Source organism: Daeguia caeni, assembly GCF_042653845.1.
Classification (GTDB): domain Bacteria; phylum Pseudomonadota; class Alphaproteobacteria; order Rhizobiales; family Rhizobiaceae; genus Brucella; species Brucella caeni.
This window is the reverse complement of record NZ_JBHSEL010000120.1, coordinates 1-24,944: the sequence shown is the minus strand read 5'-3', so window position 1 is coordinate 24,944 and position 24,944 is coordinate 1. Positions and strand designations below refer to the sequence as shown.

Genomic DNA, 24,944 nt, shown 5'->3' with positions numbered 1-24,944 from the left:
CAATGGAGTGTCCCCTCCCTCTCTTGCTGTTACTTTGTTATGTCTCATATTGATCATGGCGAAGGAACCCAAATTTTATGGTCAGGCCAGCCGAGACGAGTGAAACCCGCTGGAACAAGGTGTTGAATCGGGATGCAAAAGCGGATGGCCAGTTCGTTTTTGCGGTCGTAACCACGGGAATTTACTGCCGCCCATCCTGTCCGGCCCGGCATGCAAAACGGCAGAATGTGCGCTTTTTTGACACTGCCGAGCAGGCGGAACAGGCAGGCTTCCGTCCCTGCCTGCGCTGCCGGCCGGATGATAAAAAAACACTGTTAGAATAATATGATGAACGATATTCTCAACTGGTTCTGGAAGCGTGCCGTTATATCGATTCAGCACAAGGCGTTCCGTCGCTTGCAGAAATTGCCAGAGCGGTCGGCACCGGCCCGTCGCATCTGCATCGACTGTTCAAATCCGTCCTTGGGATCAGCCCCAAGAACTATGCCGACCAGCAAAGGGCGACAAAAATGCGCACCATCGTGGAAAATGCGGATACAAGCATCACCGAGGCCATTTATGAGGCTGGCTACAGTTCATCCAGTCGATTCTATGACCGGTCAAAAGCCATGTTCGGCATGACGGCCACGGCCTATCGCGCAGGCGGCAATGGCCTGGAAATTCGTTATGCCACGGGCCAGTCCGCGCTTGGCGCTGTTCTGGTTGCGGCAAGCGACAAGGGTATTGTTGCCATTCTGCTTGGCGATGATGGGCAGGCGCTTGTCCAGGATCTTGAACGGCGTTTTCCACGCGCTCGTCTGATGGCGGCTGACAATGCTTTTGCATCTGTCGTGGCGGACGTCATCCGGCTGGTCGAAAAACCGGCACGGCAGGTGGATCTGCCGCTTGATCTGCAGGGAACGGCCTTTCAGCAGCGCGTCTGGCAGGCCTTGCGGACAATTCCTGCCGGCGAAACGATCAGCTATTCGGAACTGGCTGAACGCATTGGAGCGCCGAAATCCGCTCGCGCGGTGGCGCAGGCCTGTGCTGCCAACAAGATTGCGGTCGCGGTGCCCTGTCACCGGGTGGTGCGCAATGATGGCGGCATTTCCGGCTATCGCTGGGGTGTCGAACGCAAGCAGGAACTATTGCAGCGCGAGCGGGACGATTGATCCGTATTCCCCAGGCTTTGTCTTTTGCCTGCTTGCATCCTGATGCGGCTTGGCCTTTCATCCCGGCGCAATCAGAGGAGCTGGCCATGAGCGTTACGATTTACGGCATCAGGAACTGCGACACGATGAAGAAGGCCTGTCGCTGGCTGGAAGAGCATGGCATTGAATATGCCTTCCATGACTACAAGAAGGATGGGCTCGACGCAGAAACACTGGATCGTTTTCTGGAAAGCCTGTCTTGGGAAAAGCTGTTGAACCGTGCGGGCACAACTTTTCGCAAATTGCCGGAAGCAGAACGTGCCAATGTGGATGCGGCCAAGGCGCGTGCCTTGATGCTCGAACAGCCATCCATGGTGAAACGTCCGGTGCTGGTCGCAGACGGCAAATATTGTGTTGGCTTCAAGCCGGATGAATATGCTGCCTTCTTCAAGGCGTAGATGCCATCCCCGCTGATGCGGATCAGAAAAATTCAATTGTCTCCATCATGATGGGCACTATTGTGCCTGCATGACAACTGCTTCGCGCCAGCATTCCCGCACGATTCCCGGCCTTGGTTATGCCATTGGCGGTTTTCTGTGCATGGCCTCGGTCATGGGGATCGGGCGGTTCATCTATACGCCCATTCTGCCCGGCATGCTCGCCGATACAGGCATCAATACTGCCGATGCGGGCTTCATCGCCTCGGCGAATTTCGTCGGTTATCTGCTGGGGGCATTGGCTGCCGGTTATGGCTGGTCGGCTGGCCGTGAACGCGCCGTGGTGATTGCCGGGCTTGTTGCAAGCGCGCTTCTGTGTCTGGCCATGGCGCTGGCGGGCGATGTCTGGTCTTTTGCGGTCATTCGTTTTGCCGCTGGCTTTGTCAGTGCCATCACGATGATTATCGGCACGACCATTGTGCTGAGCCATATCTTGCTGCTTGGTCGGCCACAGCTTGGTGCGGTGCATTTTGGCGGTGTTGGCTTTGGCATAGCCGCTTCCGCCCTGCTGGTTGCCGCCATTCACTTCGCGGGATCAGGCTGGCGGGCCGACTGGATCGGCGCGGCCCTTCTCAGTGCTGTTTTTGCCGCAGCGTTCGTGTTGCTCGTCGATGAGGGGCCGGCTGGTGGCGCCAATGGCGGGCGCGAGCCTGCTGTTCCTGCATCCTTTGCCTATCATGCACTGACATTCGCTTACACCCTGTGCGGCTTTGGTTATGTCATCACGGCTACGTTCATCATCGCCATCGTGCGCAATTCGGGTGGCGATGCGGTGATGGAAGCATTCGTCTGGGTTCTTGCGGGCGTTTGTGCCGGCCTGTCGAACTGGATCTGGTCGCCAATTCTTGGACGTATCGGGGTATTTTTCGCCTTTGCCGTGGCGAGCATTCTGGAAGCAATCGGCGTGGCGGCAAGCGTGATGCTGGCAGCCCCTATCGGCCCGATTATCGGCAGTATCCTGCTTGGCCTGACCTTCATGGCGCTGACCGCCTTTGCCATCCAGGGCGCGCGGCTTCTGGCCCCCCTGTCACCCAAACGCGCGATTGCGCGCCTTACACTCGGTTTCAGTCTTGGCCAGATCGTAGGGCCATGGGTGGCGGGCATCATGGCGCAAGTCTCTGGCTCCTTTACCGCCCCCAGTCTCATCGCCGCCCTTGTTCTTGTGGTGGCAGCGACTGCTGCCTGTTCAGCCGGAAAATATGCCAGTAAAACAGTTCAGTAAGAATTGCTCGCAATTCTTACAATAATTTAACTGGTAAAGATTGAGCTTCCAGCATTTATTCCGCTTTGAAAGCCAGATTAGAGGTCGTCTGACTCGTGTTCGTATCCTTCTTCCCCCGGCCAAAACTGTTCTTTGTCTCTGCTGTCTTATGGAGCCTGCTTGCCATTCTTGGATGGTATATGGGCGGGGCGCAACTGGGCAGCCTGTTTGGCATGCCGCCCGCAGCACCGGATGCCGCTCCCATCATTGGCGCCAGCCTGTTCTGGTCGCCGCCATTTCTCTGGTTCTATGTTTATTTCGCCGTCGTGACCTTTGCCTTTTATGGCTTCTGGGCGTTGCTATCGCCCCATCCCTGGCAGCGCTGGTCGATTCTGGGTTCGGCCTTGATCCTGTTTGCGACCTATTTCAACGTGCAGGTCAGCGTGGCGGTCAATGCATGGTACGGGCCATTCTATGACAAGGTGCAGCAGGGGCTGTCCACGCCGGGTTCGGTGCCAGCTTCCGAATTTTACTGGAGCATGCTGGATTTTGCCGGCATTGCCTTTATCGGTGTGACGGTTGGCGTGTTGAGCGCCTTCTTTATCAGCCATTACATCTTCCGCTGGCGTACGGCGATGAACGATTATTACATGGCGCACTGGCCGAAGTTGCGCACCATCGAAGGGGCGGCACAGCGTGTGCAGGAAGATACGATGCGCTTTTCCACCACGCTTGAGCAACTGGGCGTCAGCCTTGTGCGTTCGATCATGACGCTGATCGCCTTCCTGCCGGTGCTGTTCACCTTTTCCGAAAAGGTCAGTGATCTGCCGATCATCGGCCATGTGCCGCATGCACTGGTCTGGGCGGCTATCATCTGGGCGCTGTTTGGCACGGGTTTTCTGGCGTTGGTCGGCATAAAGCTGCCGGGGTTGGAATTCAACAATCAGCGCGTGGAGGCAGCCTATCGTAAGGAACTGGTTTATGGCGAGGATTTCGCCGAGCGGGCCGAGCCTGCAACGGTGCGCGAACTGTTCCAGGCCGTGCGCCACAATTATTTCCGGCTCTATTTCCACTATGTCTATTTCAATGTCGCGCGCATTTTCTACATTCAGGCCGACAATATTTTCCCGACGCTCATTCTCGTGCCGTCCATCGTTGCGGGCAAGCTGACACTTGGTCTGATGAACCAGATCCTGAATGTGTTCGATCAGGTGCGCAATTCGTTCCAGTATCTCGTCAATTCCTGGACGACGATCATCGAGCTCCTGTCAATTTACAAGCGCCTGCGCTCGTTTGAGGCCAAGATTGGCGGCGAACCGCTGCCAAAGTTTGACCAGCAGGGTGCAGAAGCTGTGTAAGGCTTTGAATGAAAACACTCCCCGTCTGAATGCCGGGGAGGTTCCAATTCAGGATTTGCTGTCAGTAGCTCGCGAAGACGTTTTGCCGAGACTGTCGAGATAATCATTATAGGTAGTGCATTTCACATCCGGTTTGCTGCAGACTTCACCGACAAGACGCTCCATCGCGCGCCAGTAGGCTCCATCATTCATCAGCACGAAATGCAGGCCGATCTGCAATGGCTGCCGCTTGCCCTGATATTGTTGCTCGAAGGCTGCGCGGAAGGCCTGATAGGCACGTTCTTCAAACTGCGCGCTCTGTCGCGGCTCTTCCTTGCCGCGGGAATGGCGCACATAAAGATTATAGTCCATGGCGACAATTGGCCTGCCAGATGGGCCTTCAGGGATGAGCGGCAGGCCGAAAGAGGCAAAACCAGCCTCCATTGCAGGTGCTTGCGGGGCGCGGGTGACGGCAGAGGCCTGATAACGGAAACCATTGGCCTTCAGCGCATCCTGCACCGGTTTGGCCGAGGCAAGATAGGGCGCGCGAAAACCGTTGATGCCGGTTTCAGCCAGGGCTTTCCAGCCGTCCGGCTCGCCGTCGATGTCATTGTCTTGATAGGCATTGGCTACCACCCGGCGAAATGACTTGATCTCGCTGTCCCAGTCCACGCTTGACCAGTTCGTGCCGTCGAAATGGCCGCAGCCATGGCTTGCGATTTCATGACCTTCAAGATGTGCCTGCCAGACATGGCCAAGACGTATCCTCACCTCATCACGGGTTTGCGCAAAACCGACATTGGATGCGCCGGCGTGCCTGTGCGGCGGATGATAGGTCTTGCGGTTTTCTTTCTGGATCAGGAAAACGCAGGACAGAAAATAGGTAAAACGCGCATTGGACCTTTGTGCGATCGCACGGCTTCTTTCCCACAGCGCATTGTCATGCGCACCATCAAACGACACAAGAACATATTGCGGCTGTTTCTGGCTTGCTTCCTCTGCGCAGGCGGGTGAAACAAGGGCACAAAATGCCAGTGCCGAAACGGCGCGTGTGGTTGCGGAAATTTTATGCATGACTACATATGGATGCCGTTGGGGGAAATTTGGGCGGATGGCTTCATTGCCAATAATTGTGGCCTTTGTCGGACGCAGGCTTCTGATAAAGGTACGGGATTGGTCGAAATTCGCCAACAGGCCTTACATCTGGCGTGAATTCCGACTAAAAGCGCCAGAATATGCGTTTACACCTGCGGCCATTCCGGTTCAGGTGAAATGGTTCAACAGATCAACGGGTTTATTGGCAGGCTCATGTCAGACGACAGTTTCATTCGCGAGGTAAATGAGGAACTCCGCTCGGAACAGATGAAAACCATCTGGCGGCGTTTTGGCCCATTTCTGATTGGCGGTGCGGTGGCAGTCGTCCTGGGTACGGCTGCCTATATGGGCTATCAGCATTGGGTAAACAGCAATGCCAATGCCTCAGGTGACAAGTTCCTGGCAGCCCTTGATCTGGCGGAAGCCGGCAAGAATGATGAGGCGCTGGCAGCTCTTGCCGATCTGGAAAAGAACGGCTTTGGGGCTTACCCGGTGCTGGCACGGATGCGCGCTGCCGCCGTTCTTGCCGACAAGGGCGATACGGCCGCAGCCGTGAATGCCTTTGACGATATTGCTGCCGACACGGCGGTGCCATCGCCCCTGCGTGATGTCGCGCGTCTGCGGGCTGGCTATATTCTGGTCGATACCGGCTCTTATGATGATGTTGCCAAACGTGTTGAGCCGCTTTCGGCCGATGGCAATCCGATGCGCTCCAGCGCGCGCGAGTTGCTCGGTCTCGCCGCATGGAAAGCGGGCAGGTTCGATGATGCGGTCAAGCTGTTCCGGCAGCTTGCCGATGATCCGACAGCCGTTGCCAATATCCGTCAGCGCGCCAACACCATGCTGGAGCTGATGCGCAGCGCCGGTATTTCGGTGCAAGGTTAATTCTCGGAGACATTTTCTGTCATGGGTTTCACTCTCGCCATCGTCGGGCGTCCAAATGTGGGCAAGTCCACGCTGTTCAACCGCCTTGTTGGCCGCAAGCTGGCGCTGGTGGATGATCTGCCGGGCGTCACGCGCGACCGGCGCATCCATGATGCCAGGCTTTATGATCTGAAGTTCAAGGTGATCGATACGGCAGGTCTTGAGGAAGCGGCCAATGATTCGCTGGAAGCGCGCATGCGCGCCCAGACCGAGGCCGCCATTCAGGAAGCTGATGCCGTCCTGTTCGTGATCGATGCCAAGACTGGCGTTACCCCTGCCGACAAGACCTTTGCCGAAGCGGTGCGCCGTTCCGGCAAGCCGGTGGTTCTGGTTGCCAACAAGGCGGAAGCGCGCGGCTCCGAATCGGGCATGTATGATGCCTTCCAGCTTGGCCTTGGCGAGCCATGCCCGATTTCTGCCGAACATGGTCAGGGCATGCCTGACCTGCGCGATGCGATTGTGGATGTGCTTGGCGAGGATCGCGTCTTTGCCGATGAGAAGGAAGAAGAGGCCGAGAGCGAGGCTTTCACGCCAAAGGCTGTCGGTGAGCTGATCGGTGATGACATTGAAGACCCGGATGACGAAGCTATCCCGGCCTATGACGCCACCAAGCCATTGCGCATTGCCATTGTCGGGCGTCCGAATGCGGGCAAATCGACGCTGATCAATACGATGCTGGGCGAGGATCGCCTGCTGACCGGCCCGGAAGCGGGCATTACCCGTGATTCGATCTCGGTCGACTGGGAATGGCGTGGCCGCAAGATCAAGCTTTATGATACGGCCGGCATGCGCCGCAAATCGCGCGTGCAGGAAAAGCTTGAAAAACTGTCGGTGGCCGATGGTCTGCGTGCCATTCGTTTTGCGGAAGTGGTCATCATCGTGCTGGATGCGACGATTCCGTTTGAAAAGCAGGACCTGCAGATCGCCGATCTGATCATACGCGAGGGCCGTGCGCCGGTGATTGCCTTCAACAAATGGGATCTGATCGAGGATCGCCAGACAGTTCTGGCAGATCTTTATGAAAAGACGGCGCGTCTTCTGCCGCAGGTACGCGGTATTCGCGCCGTGCCGATTTCGGGCGAACGTGGGCAGGGCATCGACAGGCTCATGGAAAATGTCGTCAAGACACATGAGATCTGGAACCGCCGCATCTCGACCGGCCGGCTTAATCGCTGGCTTGAAGGCGTGATTGCGCATCAGCCGCCACCAGCCGTTTCCGGTCGCCGTCTGAAGGTGAAATATATGACGCAGGTCAAGACCCGTCCGCCGGGCTTTGTGGTATCCTGCTCAAGGCCGGATGCAATGCCGCAATCCTATGTGCGCTATCTGATCAATGGTCTGCGTGAAACCTTTGATATGCCAGGCGTGCCGATCAGGCTGGCGCTGCGCACATCCGACAACCCATTTGCCGGACGCGCCAGGAAAAGGAAATAAAGACAAGAAAGAAATACCCAAAGCCCGGAGCAATCCGGGCTTTGCATTTTGGCGATGGTGCGCAGGCGCAAGGCGGCGCGTCTCGCTGGCGTTTCCCCAATGAATGAAGCAGAAAGCGCGACAATGGCACATTGCGACGCAAGCCGTTTTGACGGCGTTACCCTTGGCATCGATTTTGGCACCACCAATACGGTGCTGTCGTTGGCCACCACCGATGGCGCGACGGCAGTTCTGAGCACTGAAAAGGATGGTGTGGAGATTGCCGGCTATCGCTCGATCCTGTGTTTCTGGCAGGATCGGGAGACCGGCAAGCGCGTGGTGGAAAGCGGGCCATGGGCCATGAATGCTTTCGTCAATGCACCGCATTCAACGCGCATGCTGCAATCCTTCAAGACCTTCGCCGCCAGCCGATCCTTCACCGATACGCCGGTCTTTGGCCATCGCTTCAGGTTCGAGGATATTCTCCAGACCTTTCTGGATACGATCGCAGCCAAACTCGGTGATCGCCTCCCGCCAAGAGGCAATCGCGTCGTGATCGGTCGTCCAGTTGTGTTTGCCGGCAGTTCTCCGGACGATGCGTTGGCGATGGAGCGCTATGAAAAGGCTTTCCGTGCCTTTGGTTTTACCGACCTGCATTATGCCTATGAGCCGGTTGCGGCAGCCTATTTCTATGCGCAGGAACTGAAAAACGAATCGACCGTTCTGGTTGCCGACTTTGGCGGCGGCACCAGCGATTTTTCCATCGTGCGCTTTGAAGTCGGTGCCAATGGGCTGACATTCGCACCCTTGAGCCAGACGGGTCTTGGCATTGCCGGTGATACGTTTGACTATCGCATCATCGACCATGCCATCTCGCCGCTGCTTGGCAAGGGTGGGCAATATCGCTCATTCGGCAAGAAACTGACCGTGCCGAATCACTATTACGCAAGCTTCGCCCGCTGGAACACGCTGTTTCTGATGAATACACCCGCGACGATCCGTGAACTGACCGAACTTGCCAGACAGGCGGTTGAGCCGGAGCCGCTGGAACATTTCATCAACCTGATCGAAAATGATTATGGTTATGAGATCTACCGCGCGGTGTCCGATCTGAAGGTGCGGCTGTCGTCAGAGATGGTCTCGGACTTCCGCTTCAAGGCGGATGATTTCGAGATTCGCACCGAAATTGCGCGCAGCGATTTTGAAAGCTGGATTGCCGATGATGTGCACCAGATCGAGCAGTCGGTTGGTCAGGCCGTTTTCAGGGCCGGGCTGCAATCCGGTGACATCGATCATGTGTTTCTGACCGGCGGCACCTCCTTCGTGCCTGCCATTCGCAGAAGCTTCGAGCAACTTTTCCCGACGGCGAGCGTTTCAAGCTCCAACCAGTTTGATTCCATTGCCAATGGTCTGGCGCTGATTGGCCAGACGGATGATCTCGCCCGCTGGACGGTGGCACTTTAACCGCCATCTGCAACAGCGAACCTGCAGGGCCTGATTGCATTCGTGGCCGAAGAACGCTTCTGCAATGATGATCAGGCAGGAAGGCTGCGTTTGTCATGATTCAACAATGCCTTGGTGCACGAAATCCGATAGTTCTGGATTGGGTGCATCATGGCCAGGTTTTGTGTGGTCATGTGAAAACAGAAATGGTTCTGCTTTGGCGGAGTGAATTTCATGCCTGTAAAATGTGCAGCGAGGGCTCAACAAATACTTGAAAATTATTGTTCATTTTTCTGGTTTACGGAAAATTAACAATGGTTTTCAAAAGGTAAACAGGGATTTGTTAACCATACATCAAGGTTAATACTTCATTGTCTGCAACATAAGGTTTGAGTTGCGAGTGGAGTATTCCGGTGCGTTTTGTGTCACTGCGAGCACTTTTCGGCCGTTCGAGGGCCGCTGCTGAGCCAGTCTGGCACTATCCAGTCACGGGCTATTGCCCGGAAGACGGGCGCTATTATGCCGTGCGCGCAAAGCCGCGTCAGGTTGCGCGCAAACCACATCGTGCAGCGCCTTTGGTGCTTGCCATGGCTGCCTTTCTGTTCAATTCCAATGTGATCGCGCTTCAGGATGTTGCAAGCATCGTGCCTGCGGCCGCACTGAAGCAGCAACGCTGGACGGCCTATGTTACCAAGGCACCCGTCGGATCATTGCATCAGGCCGAGGCGCCATTTGTGGACGCTGCAGCCATCACGGGCAGCATTACGGATAATGGTGTTGAACTTCCGGGCATTGGCCGTGTTGCGCTGGCGGGTGGCAGGAAATCGGTCAAGCTGGGTGTTGATGATCCCGATCCGGACGAAAACCGCATCAGCCGCGCCGACAAGACCGATCGCATCATTTCCGTCAGGCTGAAGGCGCCGGCCAAGGCCTTTACTGCTGGCAGCATGTTCGAGCGGGTCAGCATGATCACGCTGCCGCAGGAAAAGGCCAGCAAGAGAATGAAGCTTGCCAAATCGCGGATCGAGGGCAAGGAAGTCAGCATAGCCATGGCCTTCCATCGTGTTGAGCCACCGAAGCCGAAGAATGATTTGCCGGTGCAGCTGGCCAAGCTGATCAATAATGACCGGCCCGATATTCTGGCCCTTGGCTATGCGGCGGCAAAGCCCGACTATGGCAGGACGTCGCCTTTCGACAGCATCCTGACCCCGCAGGCCGGGGAGGGTCGGTTCGTGCCACCCATCAGCGCGGATGACCATGATTGGGCGGCAACACCATTGCCGCCTTCGGTCTTTTCCAAGGCAGAGCAGAAATGCCTCGCCGAAGCCGTCTATTTTGAGGCGCGCGGTGAAAGCGTGAAGGGGCAGGTTGCCGTGGCGCAGGTGGTGCTCAACCGCGTGCGCAATCCGGCCTATCCCGATACGATCTGCAAGGTGGTCTATCAGAATCGTGACTGGCTCAATGCCTGCCAGTTCTCGTTTGCCTGTGACGGGCAGAAGCACCGCGTCACGGAAATGGCGCAATGGCGCCTGGCGCAACAGGTGGCAAAAACCGTTACGGCCGGACAGATCTGGCTGCCGGAAGTGGGTTCGGCAACGCATTATCATGCCACTTATGTGAAGCCATTCTGGGCGCCGACAATGAAGAAAGTTACCAGGATCGGCCTGCATGTTTTCTATCGAACTTATGGCGGCGGATGGAGCTGATTGGGCGCGGATTCGCCCTTCAGCGGCAGCCTTTGGTTGGAAAATGAGTCGCACCACGGGTTAAGTTTCTGATTTTTTTTGAAAAAAAACCTTTTGGAGCACCTGCACGACTGCCTTGACTAGCGCGCGACGTGTCAATATGTTGCGCGCAACTTGGAAATGGGGTTGAAAACTCCGTATTTCTTGCAAAAAGGAGCTGCGAATGGCACGCGGGGCAGAACCCGGAAAGCCATCCGGTGCGGTCAAGGATGCGGGGGGTAAGCCCAATTCCGGGGAGCTGGAACAGCGTTTGAGCCGTCTTGAGGTCGAACTGACCAGGAAGGGGGCCTTGAGGCAGCCGGTTCCCGAGGGTGAGCGGTCTGAAAGATCCGGCTCGGTTGCACAGGCCATGAAGCTGTCGAGCGAATTTATCGCCGGCGTCGTGGTTGGTGGCGTGATCGGTTGGTCGTTGGATCGTTTTGCCGGCACATCGCCCTGGGGGATGATTGTCTTTCTCCTGCTGGGCTTTGCGGCTGGCACGCTCAACGTTCTTCGTGCGGCAGGATATGTTGCTGAAAGTGGCAACATTAAGTCTGCGACGAAAGAGGACGAAAAGAATTGATATTGACGGGCTTCACAAGTTGTTGTTGTCCGTCTAGTGAATGCAGCGAGCTCTGGCTCGATATGGAAACGCCTTTGGGCAGGGAAGACAGGCGAGGTTAAGGTGTCGAACGATCCGATCCATCAGTTCCAGGTTTCCCGGTGGATTCCCATCGATGTTGGTGGTGTGGACCTCTCGTTCACGAACGTATCCGCCTTCATGGTTGCAACCGTTGTTGCGGCGTCGGGTTTTCTTTATCTGACCTCCTCCAGCCGTGGTCTGATCCCAAGCCGGCTGCAGTCGGTTTCGGAAATGGCCTATGAATTTGTAGCGACAAGCCTGCGAGATTCGGCCGGGTCGAAGGGTATGAAGTTCTTCCCCTTCGTCTTCTCTCTGTTCATGTTCGTTCTGGTTGCCAATTTCCTTGGCCTGTTCCCGTATTTCTATACGGTAACAAGCCAGATCATCGTGACTTTCGCGCTGGCGGTTCTCGTCATTGGTACGGTTATCGTCTATGGCTTCTACAAGCACGGTTTTGGTTTCCTGAAACTGTTCGTGCCGAGTGGTGTGCCGGGCATCATCGTGCCGCTGGTTGTTGCGATTGAAGTTATCTCGTTCCTGTCGCGTCCGATCAGCCTGTCGGTTCGTCTTTTTGCGAACATGCTTGCAGGCCACATCACGCTCAAGGTTTTCGCTGGCTTCGTTGTGTCGTTGGCCGCGCTCGGTCCGATCGGTGTTGGTGGTGCAGTTCTGCCGCTGATCATGACGGTCGCGATCACCGCACTCGAATTCCTGGTGGCTTTCCTCCAGGCTTATGTTTTCACCGTTCTAACCTGCATGTACATTAACGACGCAGTACATCCGGGTCACTAAAGGTTCTCGCCGGCGGGTTTCCGCCAGAACAGAAATCCGCACAAATTCAATCCAAAAGGAGCTTAACATGGAAGCGGAAGCAGCAAAGTTCATCGGCGCCGGTCTCGCCTGTTTCGGTATGGCCGGTACGGCTCTTGGCCTCGGTAACATCTTCGGTAACTACCTCTCTGGCGCACTGCGCAACCCGTCTGCTGCAGACAGCCAGTTTGGCCGTCTGGTGTTCGGTTTCGCTGTTACGGAAGCTCTGGGCATTTTCTCTCTGCTCATCGCGCTTCTGCTCCTCTTCGCTGTTTAATCGACAGCTTTGGGAATCTGGCCCGCCGCCAAGCGCTGATTGAACCTGTCGCCAGAAGCGACAGGTTCAGGTCAAACAAGGTGCTGGAGCGGCTGGCCTTTGCATGTGACGCCTGAGTCAAAGGGGAAACTGGATGTTCGTGTCCACGGCTTTTGCCCAAACCGCCACCGAATCGCATCCGACGAATGAGGCGAGCCCAGAATCGGCTCCATCAGCGGGCGAGCACGGCGCTACCGGTACTGCCGGTGCAGTGCACACCGAAACCGGAGTTGCACATGACGCCGGACACGGCGGCGTGTTTCCTCCGTTCGATTCCACCCACTTCGCTTCGCAGCTTCTGTGGTTGGCTATCACCTTCGGGCTTTTCTATCTATTCATGTCGCGCGTGGTTCTGCCGCGTATCGGTGGTGTGATCGAAACCCGCCGTGATCGCATTGCGCAGGATCTTGAGCAGGCTGCCCGTCTCAAGCAGGATGCAGACAATGCCATCGCTGCCTATGAGCAGGAGCTTGCCCAGGCCCGTATCAAGGCTGCTTCGATTGCCGGGGCTGCCCGTGACAAGGCCAAGGGCGAAGCCGATGCTGAACGTGCGGCTGCCGAAGCTGCTCTTGAGAAGAAGCTCAAGGAAGCTGAAGAACGTATTGCCGCCATCAAGGCCAAGGCCATGAACGACGTTGGCAATATTGCTGAAGACACGACTGCTGCAATCGTTGAGCAGCTGCTCGGCGGCAAGGCTGACAAGGCCGCAGTTGTCGAGGCCGTAAAGGCCGTCAAGGCAGCGAACGCCTGAGGAGAGGAAAATGGACGCAACATTTTGGGCTCTCGTAAGCCTTATCATCTTCCTGGCGATTGTCGTTTATCTGAAGGTTCCATCCATGGTCGCCCGCGCGCTCGATGAACGCGCCGAACGCATCAAGAAGGAACTGGAAGAAGCTCGTTCGCTGCGCGAGGAAGCTCAGCAGCTTCTTGCTGAATATCATCGCAAGCGCAAGGAAGCCGAAAAGGAAGCAAGCGACATCGTTGCTGCTGCCGAGCGTGAAGCCAAGAGCCTGCTTGAAGAAGCAAAGCGTGCGACGGAAGAATACGTTGCCCGCCGCAACAAGCTGGCTGAAGAGAAGATTGCAACCGCTGAAGCCGATGCTGTCAATGCCGTCCGTGCGACGGCTGTTGATCTGGCTGTTGCCGCTGCAGGCAAGGTCATCGCCGAAAAGGTCGATGGTGCAGCCGCCGGCAAGCTGTTCAAGGATGCCCTGGCACAGGTCAAGACCAATCTGAACTGAGCCGCAGAAGCAGAAATGGAATTCATGAAAACGCTGCCCTTTTGGGCAGCGTTTTTGTTTAGGGTATCACGAGCAGTTCCAGGAAAGGTGGGAACGAGTTTCCCGCCCGCAACTGCGGAAAACTGGCAGTTAGAGCAATCGCCGTTTCCGTGAAAATCTGAATTGCTGTGGCCTGTCCAGGGCTTGTAAACGGCACAGGCTGAAACTGGATCGCGTGCGGAATCAGGAAGCACACTGAGGCAAGCGCGCTTGAAATGTGCATATGACTGGCAGCGCTATTGCTTATGCCGGGTGAAGCGGCCCTTGATTGGTGCGAAACTATAGCGGTGCAAAGCTTCGACGGGACCATTCGTTTCAATCGCCTTGCGATGGCGGGCTGTGCCATAGCCGGCATGAACTTCAAAGCCATAGGCTGGATGAACCGCTCCTGCCTGTTCCATCATGCGATCACGGCTGACCTTGGCAATGATGGAGGCGGCGGCGATGGACAAAGAGCGTTGATCGCCCTTGACGAGCGCAAGGCCCGGGCAGGGAAGGTGGGGCGGCATATCACGCCCGTCAATCAGGGCATGATCCGGGAGCAGGGGCAACCCTGTTGCGGCACGGCGCATTGCCTCAAGTGCGGCCTTGCGAATGTCTGACGCATCAATGCCACGTGCGCAAACAGAGGCAACCGATACCGCCAAGGCTGATGTCAGGATCGTGTCAAACAGCTGATTGCGTCGGGCTGCACTCAGCCGTTTGGAATCATCAAGCCCGCTTGGCAGGTTGTCAGGATCAAGGATCACGGCAGCGGCAACCACCGGGCCTGCCAGTGGTCCTCGTCCTGCTTCATCAATGCCTGCGACGAGACGAAAGCCGCGCATGTTGAGCCGTTTTTCTTCCGAAAAATCGGGCGCAAGGGTGAGTTCAAAAAGAAGCGGAGAATCAGAAGCAGGACTGGTCATGAGGTGGCGATGCTGTCACTGCTTCCAATTCTCCGCAAGGCCCCGGCAAGAGGTGTGGCGGGTAAACGGGGCCTTATTCAGTGTTCATTGCATATTCCGAAACAAAACGGTTCGCAGTCATGACCGGAAAGCTCAGAAAAGCGAAAGCTGTTTTCCACCCTTTTCAATCGGCGCAAACAGATCGGTCCGCAGGCGTAGTCGTTGACGGTTGAAGCCCAGCTTGCGCGCGGCCATTTCAAAACGGCGGCCGATGGCCCAGGCATAGGGGCCGGTGCCGCGCATGCGCTTGCCCCATTCGGCGTCATAATCCTTGCCATCGCGCATGGAACGCACCAGGGACATGACATGACGATAGCGGTCGGGGTAATTGCGCAAAAGCCAGTCCTTGAACAGCGGGGCGACCTCGTAGGGCAGGCGCAACAGCACATAGCCGGCCTCACGCGCGCCCTGTGCATAGGCTGCATCCAGAATGCGTTCTATCTCATGGTCATTGATGGCCGGGATAACTGGCCCCATCATGACGGATGTGGGAATGCCGGCCTCGGAAAGCTTGCGAATCGCCTGCAGCCGCAAGGTGGGGGTAGAGGCCCGGGGCTCCATGGATCGCGCCAGATGTGCATCCAGCGTCGTGACAGAAAGCGCCACCTTGGCAAGGCCCTTTTCGGCCATGCGGGACAGGATGTCGATGTCGCGCGTCACCAGTGCCGATTTGGTGACGATGACAACCGGATGGTTGGCTGCTGCCAGCACGTCCAGAATGTCGCGCATGATGCGCCATTTGCGTTCGATCGGCTGATAAGGATCGGTATTGGTGCCGATGGCTATTGGCTTGGGCTGGTAGCCCGGTTTTGCCAGCTCACGTTCAAGCAGGCGCGGGGCATCCGGCTTGGCAAAGAGCCTGGCTTCAAAATCAAGCCCCGCCGACAGGCCCATATAGCTGTGCGTGGGCCGTGCGAAGCAATAGATGCAGCCATGTTCGCAGCCGCGATAAGGATTGATCGAACGGTCGAAATTGATATCAGGCGAGTCGTTGCGCGTGATGATGGTGCGTGGCTTTTCAATCTGGACTTCAGTCTTGAACGGCTCAAGCTCCTCAAGCGTCATCCAGCCATCATCAAAGACGTGGCGTGTTTCGGTTTCAAACCGGCCAGATGGGTTGAGACCCGCTCCCCGACCACGCCGCCTTGAATGATCAATGCGCAATCCCGCTTCAGTGACGAGCGCATTGGCAAGGCTGGCGCGATCAGTACCCGCACCATTGGCAAAAGCGATCTTGTCTGCCTGAAGTATCACGTCCATCGTCATCTCCTGAGGCGATCATTCGACTCACATCCGATAAAACAAAATAGGCCAAGAACGAGAACAAAGCAAGAACATATGCTGCTTGGCGATCGGGACGGATTGTTATAAGAAAAGCATATGCTCGCTGTGATTTTCCCCACCGATAATTCTGAAAGGCTCTTGGCCCATAGTCTGGCGACGCTGGTGCCGGCAGTGGTTGATGGCTTGGTGCGGCGCGTTGCCGTCATTGATTCTGGTTCAACGGATGATACGGCACTTGTTGCGGAAGGGGCGGGCTGTTCGTTTCACCCTGCAGCAGAGATCGAGTGCGCGGTTACAGGTCTGAATGCGCCTTGGTTGCTCATTCTGCAGCCGGGCGCACTGTTGCCGGATGGCTGGGTAGACAGGGTGCGCATGCATGTCGAAAAGCATAAAGGGCCGGCGCAATTCATGACATCCCATGACGGGAGGCTGGGCGGATTGCTGCAATTGTTCGGCACGAAGCGAAAGCTTGATGCTGGCCTGCTCATCGAGCGCCAGCAATTCGTGTCCCTGTTGCGGGATGGCGTGAAGCTTGAGGATATGCCGCAACGGCTGAAGCCAATCCGCCTGAAGCAGGTCGTTTTGGCAGTACCTTGATATTCATCTTTTGTCTGAAGCAATGGTCATTGTTGCGGCGATGAACCAGTCCGGCTTTTGCGCGGCAAGCTTTTCTGCCGCCTGCCTTGCAGCCTGCGGATCACGAAACAGCGCAAAGCAGGTCGCGCCTGATCCAGACATCTGGGCATGATCAGCCCCTATATCGCGCAACAGTGCGAGCACATCGGCAATATGCGGTGCGATTGTCAGGGCTGCGGGCAGCAGGTCGTTGCGTGTATTGGCAAGATAGCGAAACAGCGCGTCAGTGCTGTCGAGGCGTGGCGGTTCGAGCGCGGGATTGTCGCGCTTGTTGAGCGTGCGGAAGACGTCAGGCGTGGCAAGTGGCGTGCCGTCATTGACCAGAAGCATGGACAGGGCTGGCAATGCATCCACATGGCTTAAATCCTCGCCAATGCCGCGCGCCAGAACTGGAGTGCCCCTGGCCGCGCCGTGCAGGCACATGGGCAGATCTGCCCCAAGCGTCAGGCCGATTGCAAGCAAGGTGTCGAATGACAGGCCAAGCTGCCAATATGCATTCAGCGCCAGCATGGTTGCGGCCGCATCGCTGGAGCCGCCGCCAATGCCGGCTGCAATGGGCAGGTTTTTCTCAAGGTGAATGGCAACGGGTGTTGCTGTGCCGGGCGCTTGCGCGCGTAATGCATCGCGCGCACGGATGACCAGATTGCGCTCATCGGTTGGAACAGCCGCAGCAAAACGGCCAGAGACAGTGAAACTGTCGTGATCCGCTGGCGAGACGATGATGCGGTCGCCATCACAGGCGAAGACCACCAGCATGTCGAGCAGATGATAGCCATCCGCGCGCTGCCCGGTAACATGCAGTGCAAGATTGATCTTGGCGGGCGCAAGCCATTCCATGCGTGGGCTTAACGGGCACAGTTTTCCGGGGCGCGGGTTTGCCGTCGCAGGGCTTGCGCAACGGGTGGTGTTCATGGGTATGTTCAACCCCTATCCGCTGTCGAAGGGTCAGTCTTTGCTGACGTAATATTCGCCGGTTTTGGGGTCCTGCACCAAGGTTCCATGCGCACGGTTCTGTGCTTCCTTTTCAGCCCGGCGTACACGCTGTGATACGCGTGCAGCCTCCCGCTTGAAGGAGCGGTAGCCGTACCATGCGGCAATGGCGATCAGCAGCAGGAAGATAAGCTGTGGCATGGCCTTTATCCTTCGGCGGCATGCTCCGGAAACGTTTCCCGGACGCAATTGTTGTCCTGATGAGACTGAAGAGGCAGAAATCCGCCTCTTCTCTTTCAGCATATCATGGCGGAAGGATGGAATTCAAAGCCCATAACGGGCCCAAAGCGTTTTTTCTTCCGCAACCGCGGCCAGCCCGTGGCCAAGCTGGGCGGCAATATCTGCCGCGTTGCTTTCATCGAGCTTCAGGCTGACGCCCGGCAGTTTCTGTCCAAGCAGACCGCGCTGGGCATGAATGAGCTTGAGCTTGACCTTGGGGCCATATTGTTTGCGCAGGACCGAGCGCATGTCACCCAGTCCATCGATCAGGCCAAGCTGCAGGGATCTGACGCCTGTCCAGAACTGACCGGTGAAGAGGTCGGGATTATCGGCCAGTCTTGAGCCGCGACGTTCCTTGACGAGATTGATGAAGGTCTGATGCACATCCTGCTGCAGCGCCTTCAGTCGTTCCACATCATCCTGCTTTTCCGGCAGGAAGGGATCAAGCGTCACCTTGTTGTCGCCGGCCGTATAGACACGACGCTCGACGCCGATCTTCTTCATCAGTTCCGTAAAGCCGAAGGTGGCGGAAACAACACCGATCGAGCCGACAATGGAAGAAGGATCGGCATGGATTTCATCGCCTGCGGTTGCAATCATATAGCCGCCAGATGCGGCGATATCTTCGACAAAGACATAGACCTTCTTGTTGTTCTCGACCGCGAGATCACGAATGCGCCGGTAAATCAGATGCGACTGCACCGGTGATCCGCCGGGCGAATTCAGCGATATGGCAATGGCGGGTGCCTCCTTGTCGCTGAAAGCCTTTTCCAGAACCGATGCCACGGATGCGAGCGACAATACCGGCCGCATTGGCGTGCCGCCTGACATGATCATGCCATGCAGGCGAACGACAGGGATTTCAAGCGATTGAGAACGAAAGCGGCGAGGAACAAAACGCGTCAGCAATCCCAACAAGATCAACTCCAGAATTTTCCGAAAAATATGATGACAATGTAAGGATTGCTGTTTGGTGGTGTAAAGTGTTGCGCCACAATTATTGGTGGTTTTATGCTTTCCTGGTTGTCGTAATCAGCCGTAGCATGAGATAGCCGATGACCGCCGACAGGGCCGAGCCGGACAGAACGCCGATCTTGGTTTCAGTCTGCAGGAATTCGGACGGAAACGATAGAAGGCCGATGAAGATACTCATCGTAAAGCCGATGCCGCACAGGATCGCCACGCCATAAAGCTGCGCCCAGCTGACGCCTGCCGGCTTTTCTGCAAAGCCGGTCTTGATCGCAAGCCATGCCGCGCCAAAGACACCAAGTTGTTTGCCGACAAACAGGCCGATCATGACGCCAAGGGTGAGCATGTCGCCGAAGACCGAGGCGTTAAGACCGGAAAAGGAAATGCCGGCATTGGCAAAACCGAATAGCGGCACGATGATGAAGGAAACGGGCTTGGCCAGGGCATGTTCCAGCCTGTGCAGCGGCGATGTCATGTCATCCGGCTTGCCCGGGGCAGGGTTGAGCGGGATCGTCAGGGCTGTCACCACGCCTGCAACCGTGGCATGCACGCCGGAATTCAGCACAAAGAACCACAGCACCGCACCGCCGATGAGATAGGGCAGAAGTTTCATTACGCCCATGCGGTTCATGGCAAGCAGCACGATGAATGTCGCAAAGGCTGCCGCCAGATAGGGCATGGAAAGCTCTGACGTATAGAAGATCGCAATGATCACCACGGCGGCGAGATCATCGAGAATGGCAAGGGTCGCAAGAAAGACCTTCAGGCTGGCCGGCACGCGCGTGCCAAGCAGGGATAGAACCCCAAGCGCAAAGGCGATATCGGTTGCCGAAGGCACGGCCCAGCCGCGTGCCTTGACCGGATCATGGTAGTTGAAAGCGGTATAGATCAGTGCAGGCAGGATCACCCCGCCTGCCGCGGCAATGCCGGGCAGGATGCGGTTCGGCCAGCTTGCCAGCTGGCCGTCGAGAATTTCGCGTTTGATCTCAAGACCGACCAGCAGGAAAAACACCGCCATCAGCGCGTCATTGATCCAGTGCGACAGGCTGAGCGGCCCAAGCATGATGTGCAGGGCTTCGAAATAGGCATGAGACAGCGGCGAATTGGTCACGATCAATGCAAGAGCGGCAGCCGCCATCAACATGATGCCGCCAGAGGTCTCGCTGTCGAGGAAACGCCGCATGATGGAAACAGGACGTGCTGAAGTCGCGTTGTGTGTCATGAAATACCAATCAATGTGGGATGAGGGCAGATCCGGCACTGCCCGAAGATTGCCTCCTTGCGAACTGAAGTATCACAGTCTTATTGTCTGAAAGACGGTGTTTCAATCAAAATCGACTGTTCATTGCCAAAATTGGTCAGAACAGGCTTGCCAGACCATTGTTGATGGCGTCTGCCCGCGGGGTGAAGCCATGGCCATCCTCGCCATGCAGTACGAGGGGTGGCGTGATAGACAATCCGGCTCTGCTGCCGCGTATGCCGGAAATGACAATGCGGATCGCATCCTTTTCAGGCCGGGGATGGACGGCCAGGATTTTCAGCCCCCCGAAGCGGCCGGCGACGGCGGCCAGGATGTCCTGCAGCGAGGCCGGACGGGCGATGATGGCAAGCCCGCCGCCGGGGCGCACAATGGCGGCTGCAGTCCGCACCCATTTTTCAAACATGCCTTCCGGCATGACATGGGCTTCCGCCTTCAGCGCATCCGGCGTGCGCCGGTCGGCGGCATCGTTGAATGGCGGGTTCATGATGGCGAAATCGAAATCATTGTCTTTCAGCCCCGCTGCAATGCGCGCCTTGCCTGCCAGGGAGACATCAGCCTCCAGCACATCGATTCGGGGCTGCAATGCTGCATTGAGCGGATGGTTCACGCTTTTGCGCGCAAAGCGTGCCATCAGTTCCGACCGTTCCACCAGGAGAACCCGGCTCTTCTTGCAGCGTGCAGCAACCGCAAGCCCGGCAGCGCCGGCACCGCTGCCGAGATCCACCACCCGGCCGGCAAAATCGGTCGGTACGACACTTGCCAGAATCATCGCATCAACGCCGGAGCGGTGGCCTTTCAGTGCCGGCTGGACGAGATGAAACGCGCCGCGATGAAAAACATCCAGCGTTTCCGGTATATTGTCTTCGTGCAGATCGGATTGTGGTGTCGTCATGGATTGTGCAATTCGTGCCCGAGCCCTGCCTCGGTCAAAATGCGCCGCGCCTTGTCGCCCTGTTCTTCCTCCACCAGAAGCCTGCGTGGCAGGATGCCAAGAGAGCCCTCGATGATGCTCATATTGCTGTCGGCAATGAAACAGGGGATACCACCTTCTTTCATCAAGGCTTCGGCAAAGGACAGCAGGACAGAATCGTTGGTGCGCATAAGTTCGATCATGCCATAGTGTGAAGCGATTGAGCCGCATTGACAACCGCTTCCTGGAATGGTGAACAGGCATTCAATCATCAGGTATGGCCTGCTTTTGCCTTGGATGAGGTATGGCAATGATGCTAAATGGCCGTTAACTGCGTTGTTTGGCGCTTAATCGACTGCGGAGAATGACATTGGGTGTGGTTCTGAATCTGGACGGAAAGAAAAATCAGCAAGGTTCGGTGCAGCCTTTGATCAATCTCACCAAGGCCGATATGGCGCGGGTCAATGAATTGATTCTGGCGCGCGCAGGCTCCGATGTCGAAATGATCCCGGAAGTGGCCAACCACCTCATCTCATCGGGCGGCAAACGTCTGCGTCCAATGATGACCATCGCTTCTGCCCGCATGTTCGATTATGCCGGCGACGGCCATATCCGGCTGGCGACGGCGGTTGAATTCATGCACACGGCGACGCTGCTGCATGATGATGTGGTGGATGAGAGCGACCTGCGTCGCGGCAAGAGCACGGCGCGCATGATCTGGGGCAATCAGGCCAGTGTTCTGGTTGGCGACTTCCTGCTGGGCCAGGCCTTCAAGATGATGGTCGATGTAGGCTCGCTTGAGGCGCTCGACGTGCTGGCGACTTCCGCATCCATCATTGCGGAAGGCGAGGTCATGCAGCTTGCCGCCGCCAAGAACATGGAAACCACGGAAGACGAATATCTGGCCGTCATCAAGGCCAAGACGGCGGCTCTCTTTTCGGCTGCTGCCGAAGTGGGCCCGATCATTGCCGGGGCCACGCGCGCTGACCGGGTGGCGCTGCGCTCCTATGGTCTCAATCTCGGCCTTGCCTTCCAGCTTGTCGATGATGCGCTGGATTATGGTGGCTCGGCGGCTGATCTCGGCAAGAATGTCGGTGATGATTTCCGCGAAGGCAAGATCACCCTGCCGGTCATTCTGAGCTATCGCCGCGGCAGTGATGATGAGCGTGCCTTCTGGAAAAAGGCGATTGAAGGGGGCGAGAATGACGATGCCGCGCTGCAGAAGGCGCAGGCACTGATGGTGCGTCATGGCGCTATTGCCGATACGGTGCAGCGTGCGCGCCATTTCGGCGAAATTGCCCGCGATGCCTTGGCTCCCCTGAAGGCAAGCGCAGAAAAGGATGCGCTGATTGAGGTGATCGATTTCTGTATCAGCCGTGTCAATTAACCGGGCAGGATGACGGATTTCTGGCAACAGATCCCCAAAAAGGCCATGCTTTACATGCAGATCCAGAAAATGGCTCGCGATTCCCAGGGGGTATGCGGGCGGGAGCAGCTCCGGGAAATGTGGAAACCGGTTTTCTGCCCGGAACTGCGATGAAACAACATGTCAGGGCAATTCAGCGTTTATGGAAACCTGGATTGCCCCATAGGACAAGGACAGGCTTCATGCGGCAAGGATCGAAATATCGTCCGCTTTATGCATTGCTTCTCTCGCTTCTGGCGGGCATTGCAGTGCCGCACACCATGGCTTCTGCCAGAACGGCGCAGACGCCGCAGCAGGAGGCAAAACCTGTCGTGTCGGCTGCGGGCTCCTTTGCTGGCGCCTATCTTGCCGGTCGTCTTGCCGAATCAGACAATGATCTCGGCACTGCAGTTGAATATTTTCTGCAGGCCCTGGCCTTTGATCCGGAAAATGAACAGCTCAAGCAGGATCTGCTGCTGGTTCTCCTGACCGAAGGGCGCTTCAGGGAAGCTAAACCCATTGCGGAAGACCTGAAAGACACCCCCAATATCGATCGTGTTGCCCGTACGGCATTGGCCATTGATGCGCTTGCCCGCAAGCAATATCGCAAGGTTGCCCCATTGCTGATCATGCCGGTGCAAACCGATATGGATCGGCTTGCCAGCAGCCTGCTGATGGCCTGGGCGAAGGTTGGTCAGGGCAAGCCAAAACAGGCGCTGGAGGATGTGCGCCGGATCAGCGGCCCGGAATGGTATGGCCTGTTTCGTGCCTATAATGCGGCGCTGATTGCCGATATTGCCGGGCTCAACAAGGAAGCTGACGAGTTTTACCGGCAGGCGGTGGAAGATCGCGCAGGTGGAAGCGTTGCGCCCGATACCTATGAACGTGCGGTCATGTCCTATGCCGCGTTCAAATTGCGTCAGGGCGACAAGGCAGGTGCCATTGCCCTGCTGAAGGAGGCCGAGGAATTGCTCAATGGCCGCCTGGCCATTACGGAACTGCGCGAAAACATAGAAGCCGGCAAGAAGATGAAGCGCCTTGTCGAAACGGCACAGCAGGGCGCGGCTGAAATGCTCTATGCGCTGGGAACGGCAGTCAATCGCGGCGGTGCTGAAGCGGTTGCCAAGCTCTATCTGCAGATATCACTGCCGCTGCGGCCGGGGCATGACGCAACGCTTTATCAGCTAGGCGATATTTCGGCCAAGCTGCGCCAGCCAGACAAGGCGATCGATTTCTATGCGCGTGTACCGGAAAATTCGCCTTATCGCCGCGATGCGGAGATGCAGCGCGCCCTCAATCTGGCTGACAATGGCAGGACGGAAGAGGCAATCGCGCAGCTCAAAACCCTGCTTGAACGCGACAGGACCGACATCCGCACCTATCTTGCGCTTGGCGGTGTCTATGCGCAGGACAAGAATTTTGCCGAAGCGGCAAAGATCTATGATGCGGCTGTCGAGCAGATCAGGAAGCCTGAACGCAAGGACTGGCCGGTATTTTATCAGCGCGGCATTGCTTATGAACGGCTGAAACAATGGGACAAGGCTGAGCCGAATTTCAGAAAGGCGCTGGAACTTTATCCCGATCAGCCGCAGGTGCTGAATTATCTTGGCTATTCATGGGTTGACCGCAATGAAAACCTGCATGAAGCGCTGGAGATGATCAAGAAAGCGGTCGAGCTGCGCCCGCAGGATGGCTATATCGTGGATTCGCTGGGTTGGGCCTATTATCAGCTTGGACGCTATGATGAGGCGGTGGTCGAGCTTGAAAAGGCGGTCAAGCTGCGACCGGAGGATCCCACCATCAATGATCATCTGGGCGACGCCTATTGGCGTACTGGTCGTCTGCGTGATGCGGTGTTCCAGTGGAACCACGCCATTGCCGGAAATCCGGAACCGGAAGAACTGGCAAAGATCCAGGAAAAGCTGAAGAAAGGGCTGCCGGATTTCCAGCCTGCCGGGCAGAGACCTGCCCAGAAAACGGAGAATACCGGCAGTAGTATGCCTTCCGAATGAGGCCATGGAACTTGCCGGATATCGTCTGCTCTCCATGCATTTGGGGCAGTATGTCATGGATATTTGCGATACGCTCAAAAGAAGTGCGTGGAATTTTCCAGCACTTCCGGGACTCAGGCGTTGCCGTATTTTCCATGATGGCCTCTTTCCGTCTGCACGGGCAGCAGATTTGAGTGTTGAGTGGGTGGGCGTTGCCTCTGATTTGGGCTCGTAGCGGCTCCAGCTTTCAGGATCGCTCTCCCATGGCACTACCATTGGCCTGCTGTTTTCCAGAAGATAACGCTGTTCATGATCTTGGCGTTGTTACGGCTTCTGGAAAGCTGGCGAAGATCTTTTTAAGTAACGGTCGTTCCGTTTGAAGCTGTATTAAATTCATCAATTATGTGAATTTTGTCGACGGCGTAATTCATGTTTATGCCATCAAGTATAAAATGAATTCTTAGAGCCCGACCGAAAATTAAGTTGAGCGATTTCAGTAGTTTATGATTCTCTATGTTT

24 protein-coding genes and 1 pseudogene are annotated in these 24,944 nt (G+C 56.6%); 16 read left to right on the top strand and 9 right to left on the bottom strand.

Annotated features, from left to right (window positions below):
* Positions 1-77: 77 nt before the first annotated feature.
* The 4 genes and pseudogenes from ada to sbmA all read left to right on the top strand — a co-directional run bounded on the left by ada (position 78) and on the right by sbmA (position 4,186).
* A pseudogene (gene ada / locus ACFO1V_RS12580) lies at positions 78-1,151 on the top strand (bifunctional DNA-binding transcriptional regulator/O6-methylguanine-DNA methyltransferase Ada).
* 86 nt (positions 1,152-1,237) lie between these two features.
* A complete protein-coding gene (locus ACFO1V_RS12575) occupies positions 1,238-1,588 on the top strand; it encodes an ArsC family reductase (RefSeq protein WP_374833137.1) in 351 nt (116 codons plus the stop codon).
* A gap of 70 nt (positions 1,589-1,658) precedes the next feature.
* Positions 1,659-2,849, top strand: coding sequence for a YbfB/YjiJ family MFS transporter (locus ACFO1V_RS12570; protein ID WP_374833135.1), 1,191 nt, complete (start codon positions 1,659-1,661; stop codon positions 2,847-2,849).
* Positions 2,850-2,944: 95 nt separating this feature from the next.
* A complete protein-coding gene (gene sbmA, locus ACFO1V_RS12565; RefSeq protein ID WP_374833133.1) occupies positions 2,945-4,186 on the top strand; it encodes a peptide antibiotic transporter SbmA in 1,242 nt (413 codons plus the stop codon).
* Between the two features lie 48 nt (positions 4,187-4,234).
* Here the strand turns inward: sbmA and ACFO1V_RS12560 are convergent, their stop codons facing one another.
* Complete coding sequence (locus ACFO1V_RS12560) at positions 4,235-5,239, bottom strand: polysaccharide deacetylase family protein (RefSeq protein ID WP_374833131.1); 1,005 nt, start codon at positions 5,237-5,239, stop codon at positions 4,235-4,237.
* A 234-nt stretch (positions 5,240-5,473) separates the two neighbouring features.
* On the opposite strand from ACFO1V_RS12560, the gene ACFO1V_RS12555 reads away from it, so the two are divergent.
* From ACFO1V_RS12555 to ACFO1V_RS12515, 9 genes are all read left to right on the top strand, one after another.
* Entirely contained in the window at positions 5,474-6,145 is a 672-nt protein-coding gene (locus ACFO1V_RS12555) for a tetratricopeptide repeat protein (RefSeq protein WP_374833129.1), read from the top strand.
* 21 nt (positions 6,146-6,166) lie between these two features.
* The gene (der, locus tag ACFO1V_RS12550; RefSeq protein WP_374833127.1) at positions 6,167-7,618 is read left to right on the top strand and encodes a ribosome biogenesis GTPase Der; all 1,452 of its coding nucleotides are present in this window, start codon (positions 6,167-6,169) and stop codon (positions 7,616-7,618) included.
* A 123-nt stretch (positions 7,619-7,741) separates the two neighbouring features.
* Positions 7,742-9,061: an Hsp70 family protein gene (locus ACFO1V_RS12545; protein ID WP_374833193.1), complete on the top strand. Its 1,320-nt coding sequence runs from the start codon at positions 7,742-7,744 to the stop codon at positions 9,059-9,061.
* Positions 9,062-9,453: 392 nt separating this feature from the next.
* Entirely contained in the window at positions 9,454-10,746 is a 1,293-nt protein-coding gene (locus ACFO1V_RS12540; RefSeq protein ID WP_374833125.1) for a cell wall hydrolase, read from the top strand.
* 202 nt (positions 10,747-10,948) lie between these two features.
* Positions 10,949-11,347: an AtpZ/AtpI family protein gene (locus ACFO1V_RS12535; protein WP_374833123.1), complete on the top strand. Its 399-nt coding sequence runs from the start codon at positions 10,949-10,951 to the stop codon at positions 11,345-11,347.
* A gap of 102 nt (positions 11,348-11,449) precedes the next feature.
* Positions 11,450-12,199, top strand: a complete 750-nt coding sequence (locus tag ACFO1V_RS12530) for a F0F1 ATP synthase subunit A (RefSeq protein WP_374833121.1) — start codon at positions 11,450-11,452, stop codon at positions 12,197-12,199.
* 67 nt (positions 12,200-12,266) lie between these two features.
* A complete protein-coding gene (locus ACFO1V_RS12525) occupies positions 12,267-12,494 on the top strand; it encodes a F0F1 ATP synthase subunit C (protein ID WP_046796018.1) in 228 nt (75 codons plus the stop codon).
* A gap of 133 nt (positions 12,495-12,627) precedes the next feature.
* On the top strand, positions 12,628-13,284 hold the full coding sequence (locus tag ACFO1V_RS12520; protein WP_374833118.1) for a F0F1 ATP synthase subunit B: 657 nt from the start codon (positions 12,628-12,630) through the stop codon (positions 13,282-13,284).
* A 10-nt stretch (positions 13,285-13,294) separates the two neighbouring features.
* Positions 13,295-13,774 carry a F0F1 ATP synthase subunit B gene (locus ACFO1V_RS12515; RefSeq protein WP_374833116.1) on the top strand — a complete coding sequence of 160 codons (480 nt, stop codon included), beginning with the start codon at positions 13,295-13,297 and terminating at the stop codon, positions 13,772-13,774.
* A 275-nt stretch (positions 13,775-14,049) separates the two neighbouring features.
* On the opposite strand, the gene ACFO1V_RS12510 is transcribed toward ACFO1V_RS12515, so the two are convergent.
* Together ACFO1V_RS12510 and ACFO1V_RS12505 are read right to left on the bottom strand one after the other, a co-directional pair.
* Positions 14,050-14,721, bottom strand: coding sequence for a ribonuclease HII (locus tag ACFO1V_RS12510; RefSeq protein ID WP_374833114.1), 672 nt, complete (start codon positions 14,719-14,721; stop codon positions 14,050-14,052).
* Between the two features lie 132 nt (positions 14,722-14,853).
* The gene (locus ACFO1V_RS12505; protein ID WP_374833112.1) at positions 14,854-16,020 is read right to left on the bottom strand and encodes a PA0069 family radical SAM protein; all 1,167 of its coding nucleotides are present in this window, start codon (positions 16,018-16,020) and stop codon (positions 14,854-14,856) included.
* Positions 16,021-16,140: 120 nt separating this feature from the next.
* On the opposite strand from ACFO1V_RS12505, the gene ACFO1V_RS12500 reads away from it, so the two are divergent.
* A complete protein-coding gene (locus tag ACFO1V_RS12500; protein ID WP_374833110.1) occupies positions 16,141-16,641 on the top strand; it encodes a glycosyl transferase in 501 nt (166 codons plus the stop codon).
* Positions 16,642-16,644: 3 nt separating this feature from the next.
* Here ACFO1V_RS12500 and ACFO1V_RS12495 read toward each other — a convergent pair whose 3' ends face one another.
* The 6 genes from ACFO1V_RS12495 to ACFO1V_RS12470 all read right to left on the bottom strand — a co-directional run bounded on the left by ACFO1V_RS12495 (position 16,645) and on the right by ACFO1V_RS12470 (position 21,232).
* Positions 16,645-17,517 carry a 4-(cytidine 5'-diphospho)-2-C-methyl-D-erythritol kinase gene (locus ACFO1V_RS12495; protein ID WP_374833191.1) on the bottom strand — a complete coding sequence of 291 codons (873 nt, stop codon included), beginning with the start codon at positions 17,515-17,517 and terminating at the stop codon, positions 16,645-16,647.
* A gap of 108 nt (positions 17,518-17,625) precedes the next feature.
* Positions 17,626-17,811, bottom strand: coding sequence for a hypothetical protein (locus ACFO1V_RS12490; RefSeq protein ID WP_374833108.1), 186 nt, complete (start codon positions 17,809-17,811; stop codon positions 17,626-17,628).
* Positions 17,812-17,934: 123 nt separating this feature from the next.
* Positions 17,935-18,807 (bottom strand): S49 family peptidase, encoded by an 873-nt coding sequence (locus ACFO1V_RS12485; RefSeq protein WP_374833106.1) that lies wholly within the window; start codon positions 18,805-18,807, stop codon positions 17,935-17,937.
* 91 nt (positions 18,808-18,898) lie between these two features.
* Positions 18,899-20,080 carry a Na+/H+ antiporter NhaA gene (nhaA, locus tag ACFO1V_RS12480; RefSeq protein ID WP_374833104.1) on the bottom strand — a complete coding sequence of 394 codons (1,182 nt, stop codon included), beginning with the start codon at positions 20,078-20,080 and terminating at the stop codon, positions 18,899-18,901.
* Between the two features lie 136 nt (positions 20,081-20,216).
* On the bottom strand, positions 20,217-21,011 hold the full coding sequence (locus ACFO1V_RS12475) for a tRNA1(Val) (adenine(37)-N6)-methyltransferase (RefSeq protein ID WP_374833102.1): 795 nt from the start codon (positions 21,009-21,011) through the stop codon (positions 20,217-20,219).
* Positions 21,008-21,232, bottom strand: coding sequence for a putative signal transducing protein (locus tag ACFO1V_RS12470; RefSeq protein ID WP_374833100.1), 225 nt, complete (start codon positions 21,230-21,232; stop codon positions 21,008-21,010). Before ACFO1V_RS12470 ends, ACFO1V_RS12475 begins: the two co-directional genes overlap by 4 nt.
* A 167-nt stretch (positions 21,233-21,399) precedes the next feature.
* Between ACFO1V_RS12470 and ACFO1V_RS12465 the strand changes: the two genes are divergently transcribed.
* Complete coding sequence (locus ACFO1V_RS12465) at positions 21,400-22,416, top strand: polyprenyl synthetase family protein (RefSeq protein ID WP_374833098.1); 1,017 nt, start codon at positions 21,400-21,402, stop codon at positions 22,414-22,416.
* A 299-nt stretch (positions 22,417-22,715) separates the two neighbouring features.
* Complete coding sequence (locus ACFO1V_RS12460) at positions 22,716-24,446, top strand: tetratricopeptide repeat protein (protein ID WP_374833189.1); 1,731 nt, start codon at positions 22,716-22,718, stop codon at positions 24,444-24,446.
* The last annotated feature ends 498 nt before the right edge of the window (positions 24,447-24,944 follow it).

Bases quoted from the DNA above. Each gene is read 5' to 3' on its own strand.
- ACFO1V_RS12575 (WP_374833137.1), top strand. From the start codon at position 1,238: ATGAGCGTTACGATTTACGGCATCAGGAACTGCGACACGATGAAGAAG.
- ACFO1V_RS12520 (WP_374833118.1), top strand. From the start codon at position 12,628: ATGTTCGTGTCCACGGCTTTTGCCCAAACCGCCACCGAATCGCATCCG.
- ACFO1V_RS12470 (WP_374833100.1), bottom strand. From the start codon at position 21,232: ATGATCGAACTTATGCGCACCAACGATTCTGTCCTGCTGTCCTTTGCC.
- ACFO1V_RS12570 (WP_374833135.1), top strand. From the start codon at position 1,659: ATGACAACTGCTTCGCGCCAGCATTCCCGCACGATTCCCGGCCTTGGT.
- ACFO1V_RS12525 (WP_046796018.1), top strand. From the start codon at position 12,267: ATGGAAGCGGAAGCAGCAAAGTTCATCGGCGCCGGTCTCGCCTGTTTC.
- ACFO1V_RS12560 (WP_374833131.1), bottom strand. From the start codon at position 5,239: ATGCATAAAATTTCCGCAACCACACGCGCCGTTTCGGCACTGGCATTT.
- ACFO1V_RS12500 (WP_374833110.1), top strand. From the start codon at position 16,141: ATGCTCGCTGTGATTTTCCCCACCGATAATTCTGAAAGGCTCTTGGCC.
- ACFO1V_RS12505 (WP_374833112.1), bottom strand. From the start codon at position 16,020: ATGGACGTGATACTTCAGGCAGACAAGATCGCTTTTGCCAATGGTGCG.
- nhaA (WP_374833104.1), bottom strand. From the start codon at position 20,080: ATGACACACAACGCGACTTCAGCACGTCCTGTTTCCATCATGCGGCGT.
- der (WP_374833127.1), top strand. From the start codon at position 6,167: ATGGGTTTCACTCTCGCCATCGTCGGGCGTCCAAATGTGGGCAAGTCC.
- ACFO1V_RS12490 (WP_374833108.1), bottom strand. From the start codon at position 17,811: ATGCCACAGCTTATCTTCCTGCTGCTGATCGCCATTGCCGCATGGTAC.
- ACFO1V_RS12460 (WP_374833189.1), top strand. From the start codon at position 22,716: ATGGCTTCTGCCAGAACGGCGCAGACGCCGCAGCAGGAGGCAAAACCT.
- ACFO1V_RS12545 (WP_374833193.1), top strand. From the start codon at position 7,742: ATGGCACATTGCGACGCAAGCCGTTTTGACGGCGTTACCCTTGGCATC.
- ACFO1V_RS12475 (WP_374833102.1), bottom strand. From the start codon at position 21,011: ATGACGACACCACAATCCGATCTGCACGAAGACAATATACCGGAAACG.
- ACFO1V_RS12535 (WP_374833123.1), top strand. From the start codon at position 10,949: ATGGCACGCGGGGCAGAACCCGGAAAGCCATCCGGTGCGGTCAAGGAT.
- ACFO1V_RS12495 (WP_374833191.1), bottom strand. From the start codon at position 17,517: ATGGAATGGCTTGCGCCCGCCAAGATCAATCTTGCACTGCATGTTACC.
- ACFO1V_RS12555 (WP_374833129.1), top strand. From the start codon at position 5,474: ATGTCAGACGACAGTTTCATTCGCGAGGTAAATGAGGAACTCCGCTCG.
- ACFO1V_RS12510 (WP_374833114.1), bottom strand. From the start codon at position 14,721: ATGACCAGTCCTGCTTCTGATTCTCCGCTTCTTTTTGAACTCACCCTT.
- ACFO1V_RS12515 (WP_374833116.1), top strand. From the start codon at position 13,295: ATGGACGCAACATTTTGGGCTCTCGTAAGCCTTATCATCTTCCTGGCG.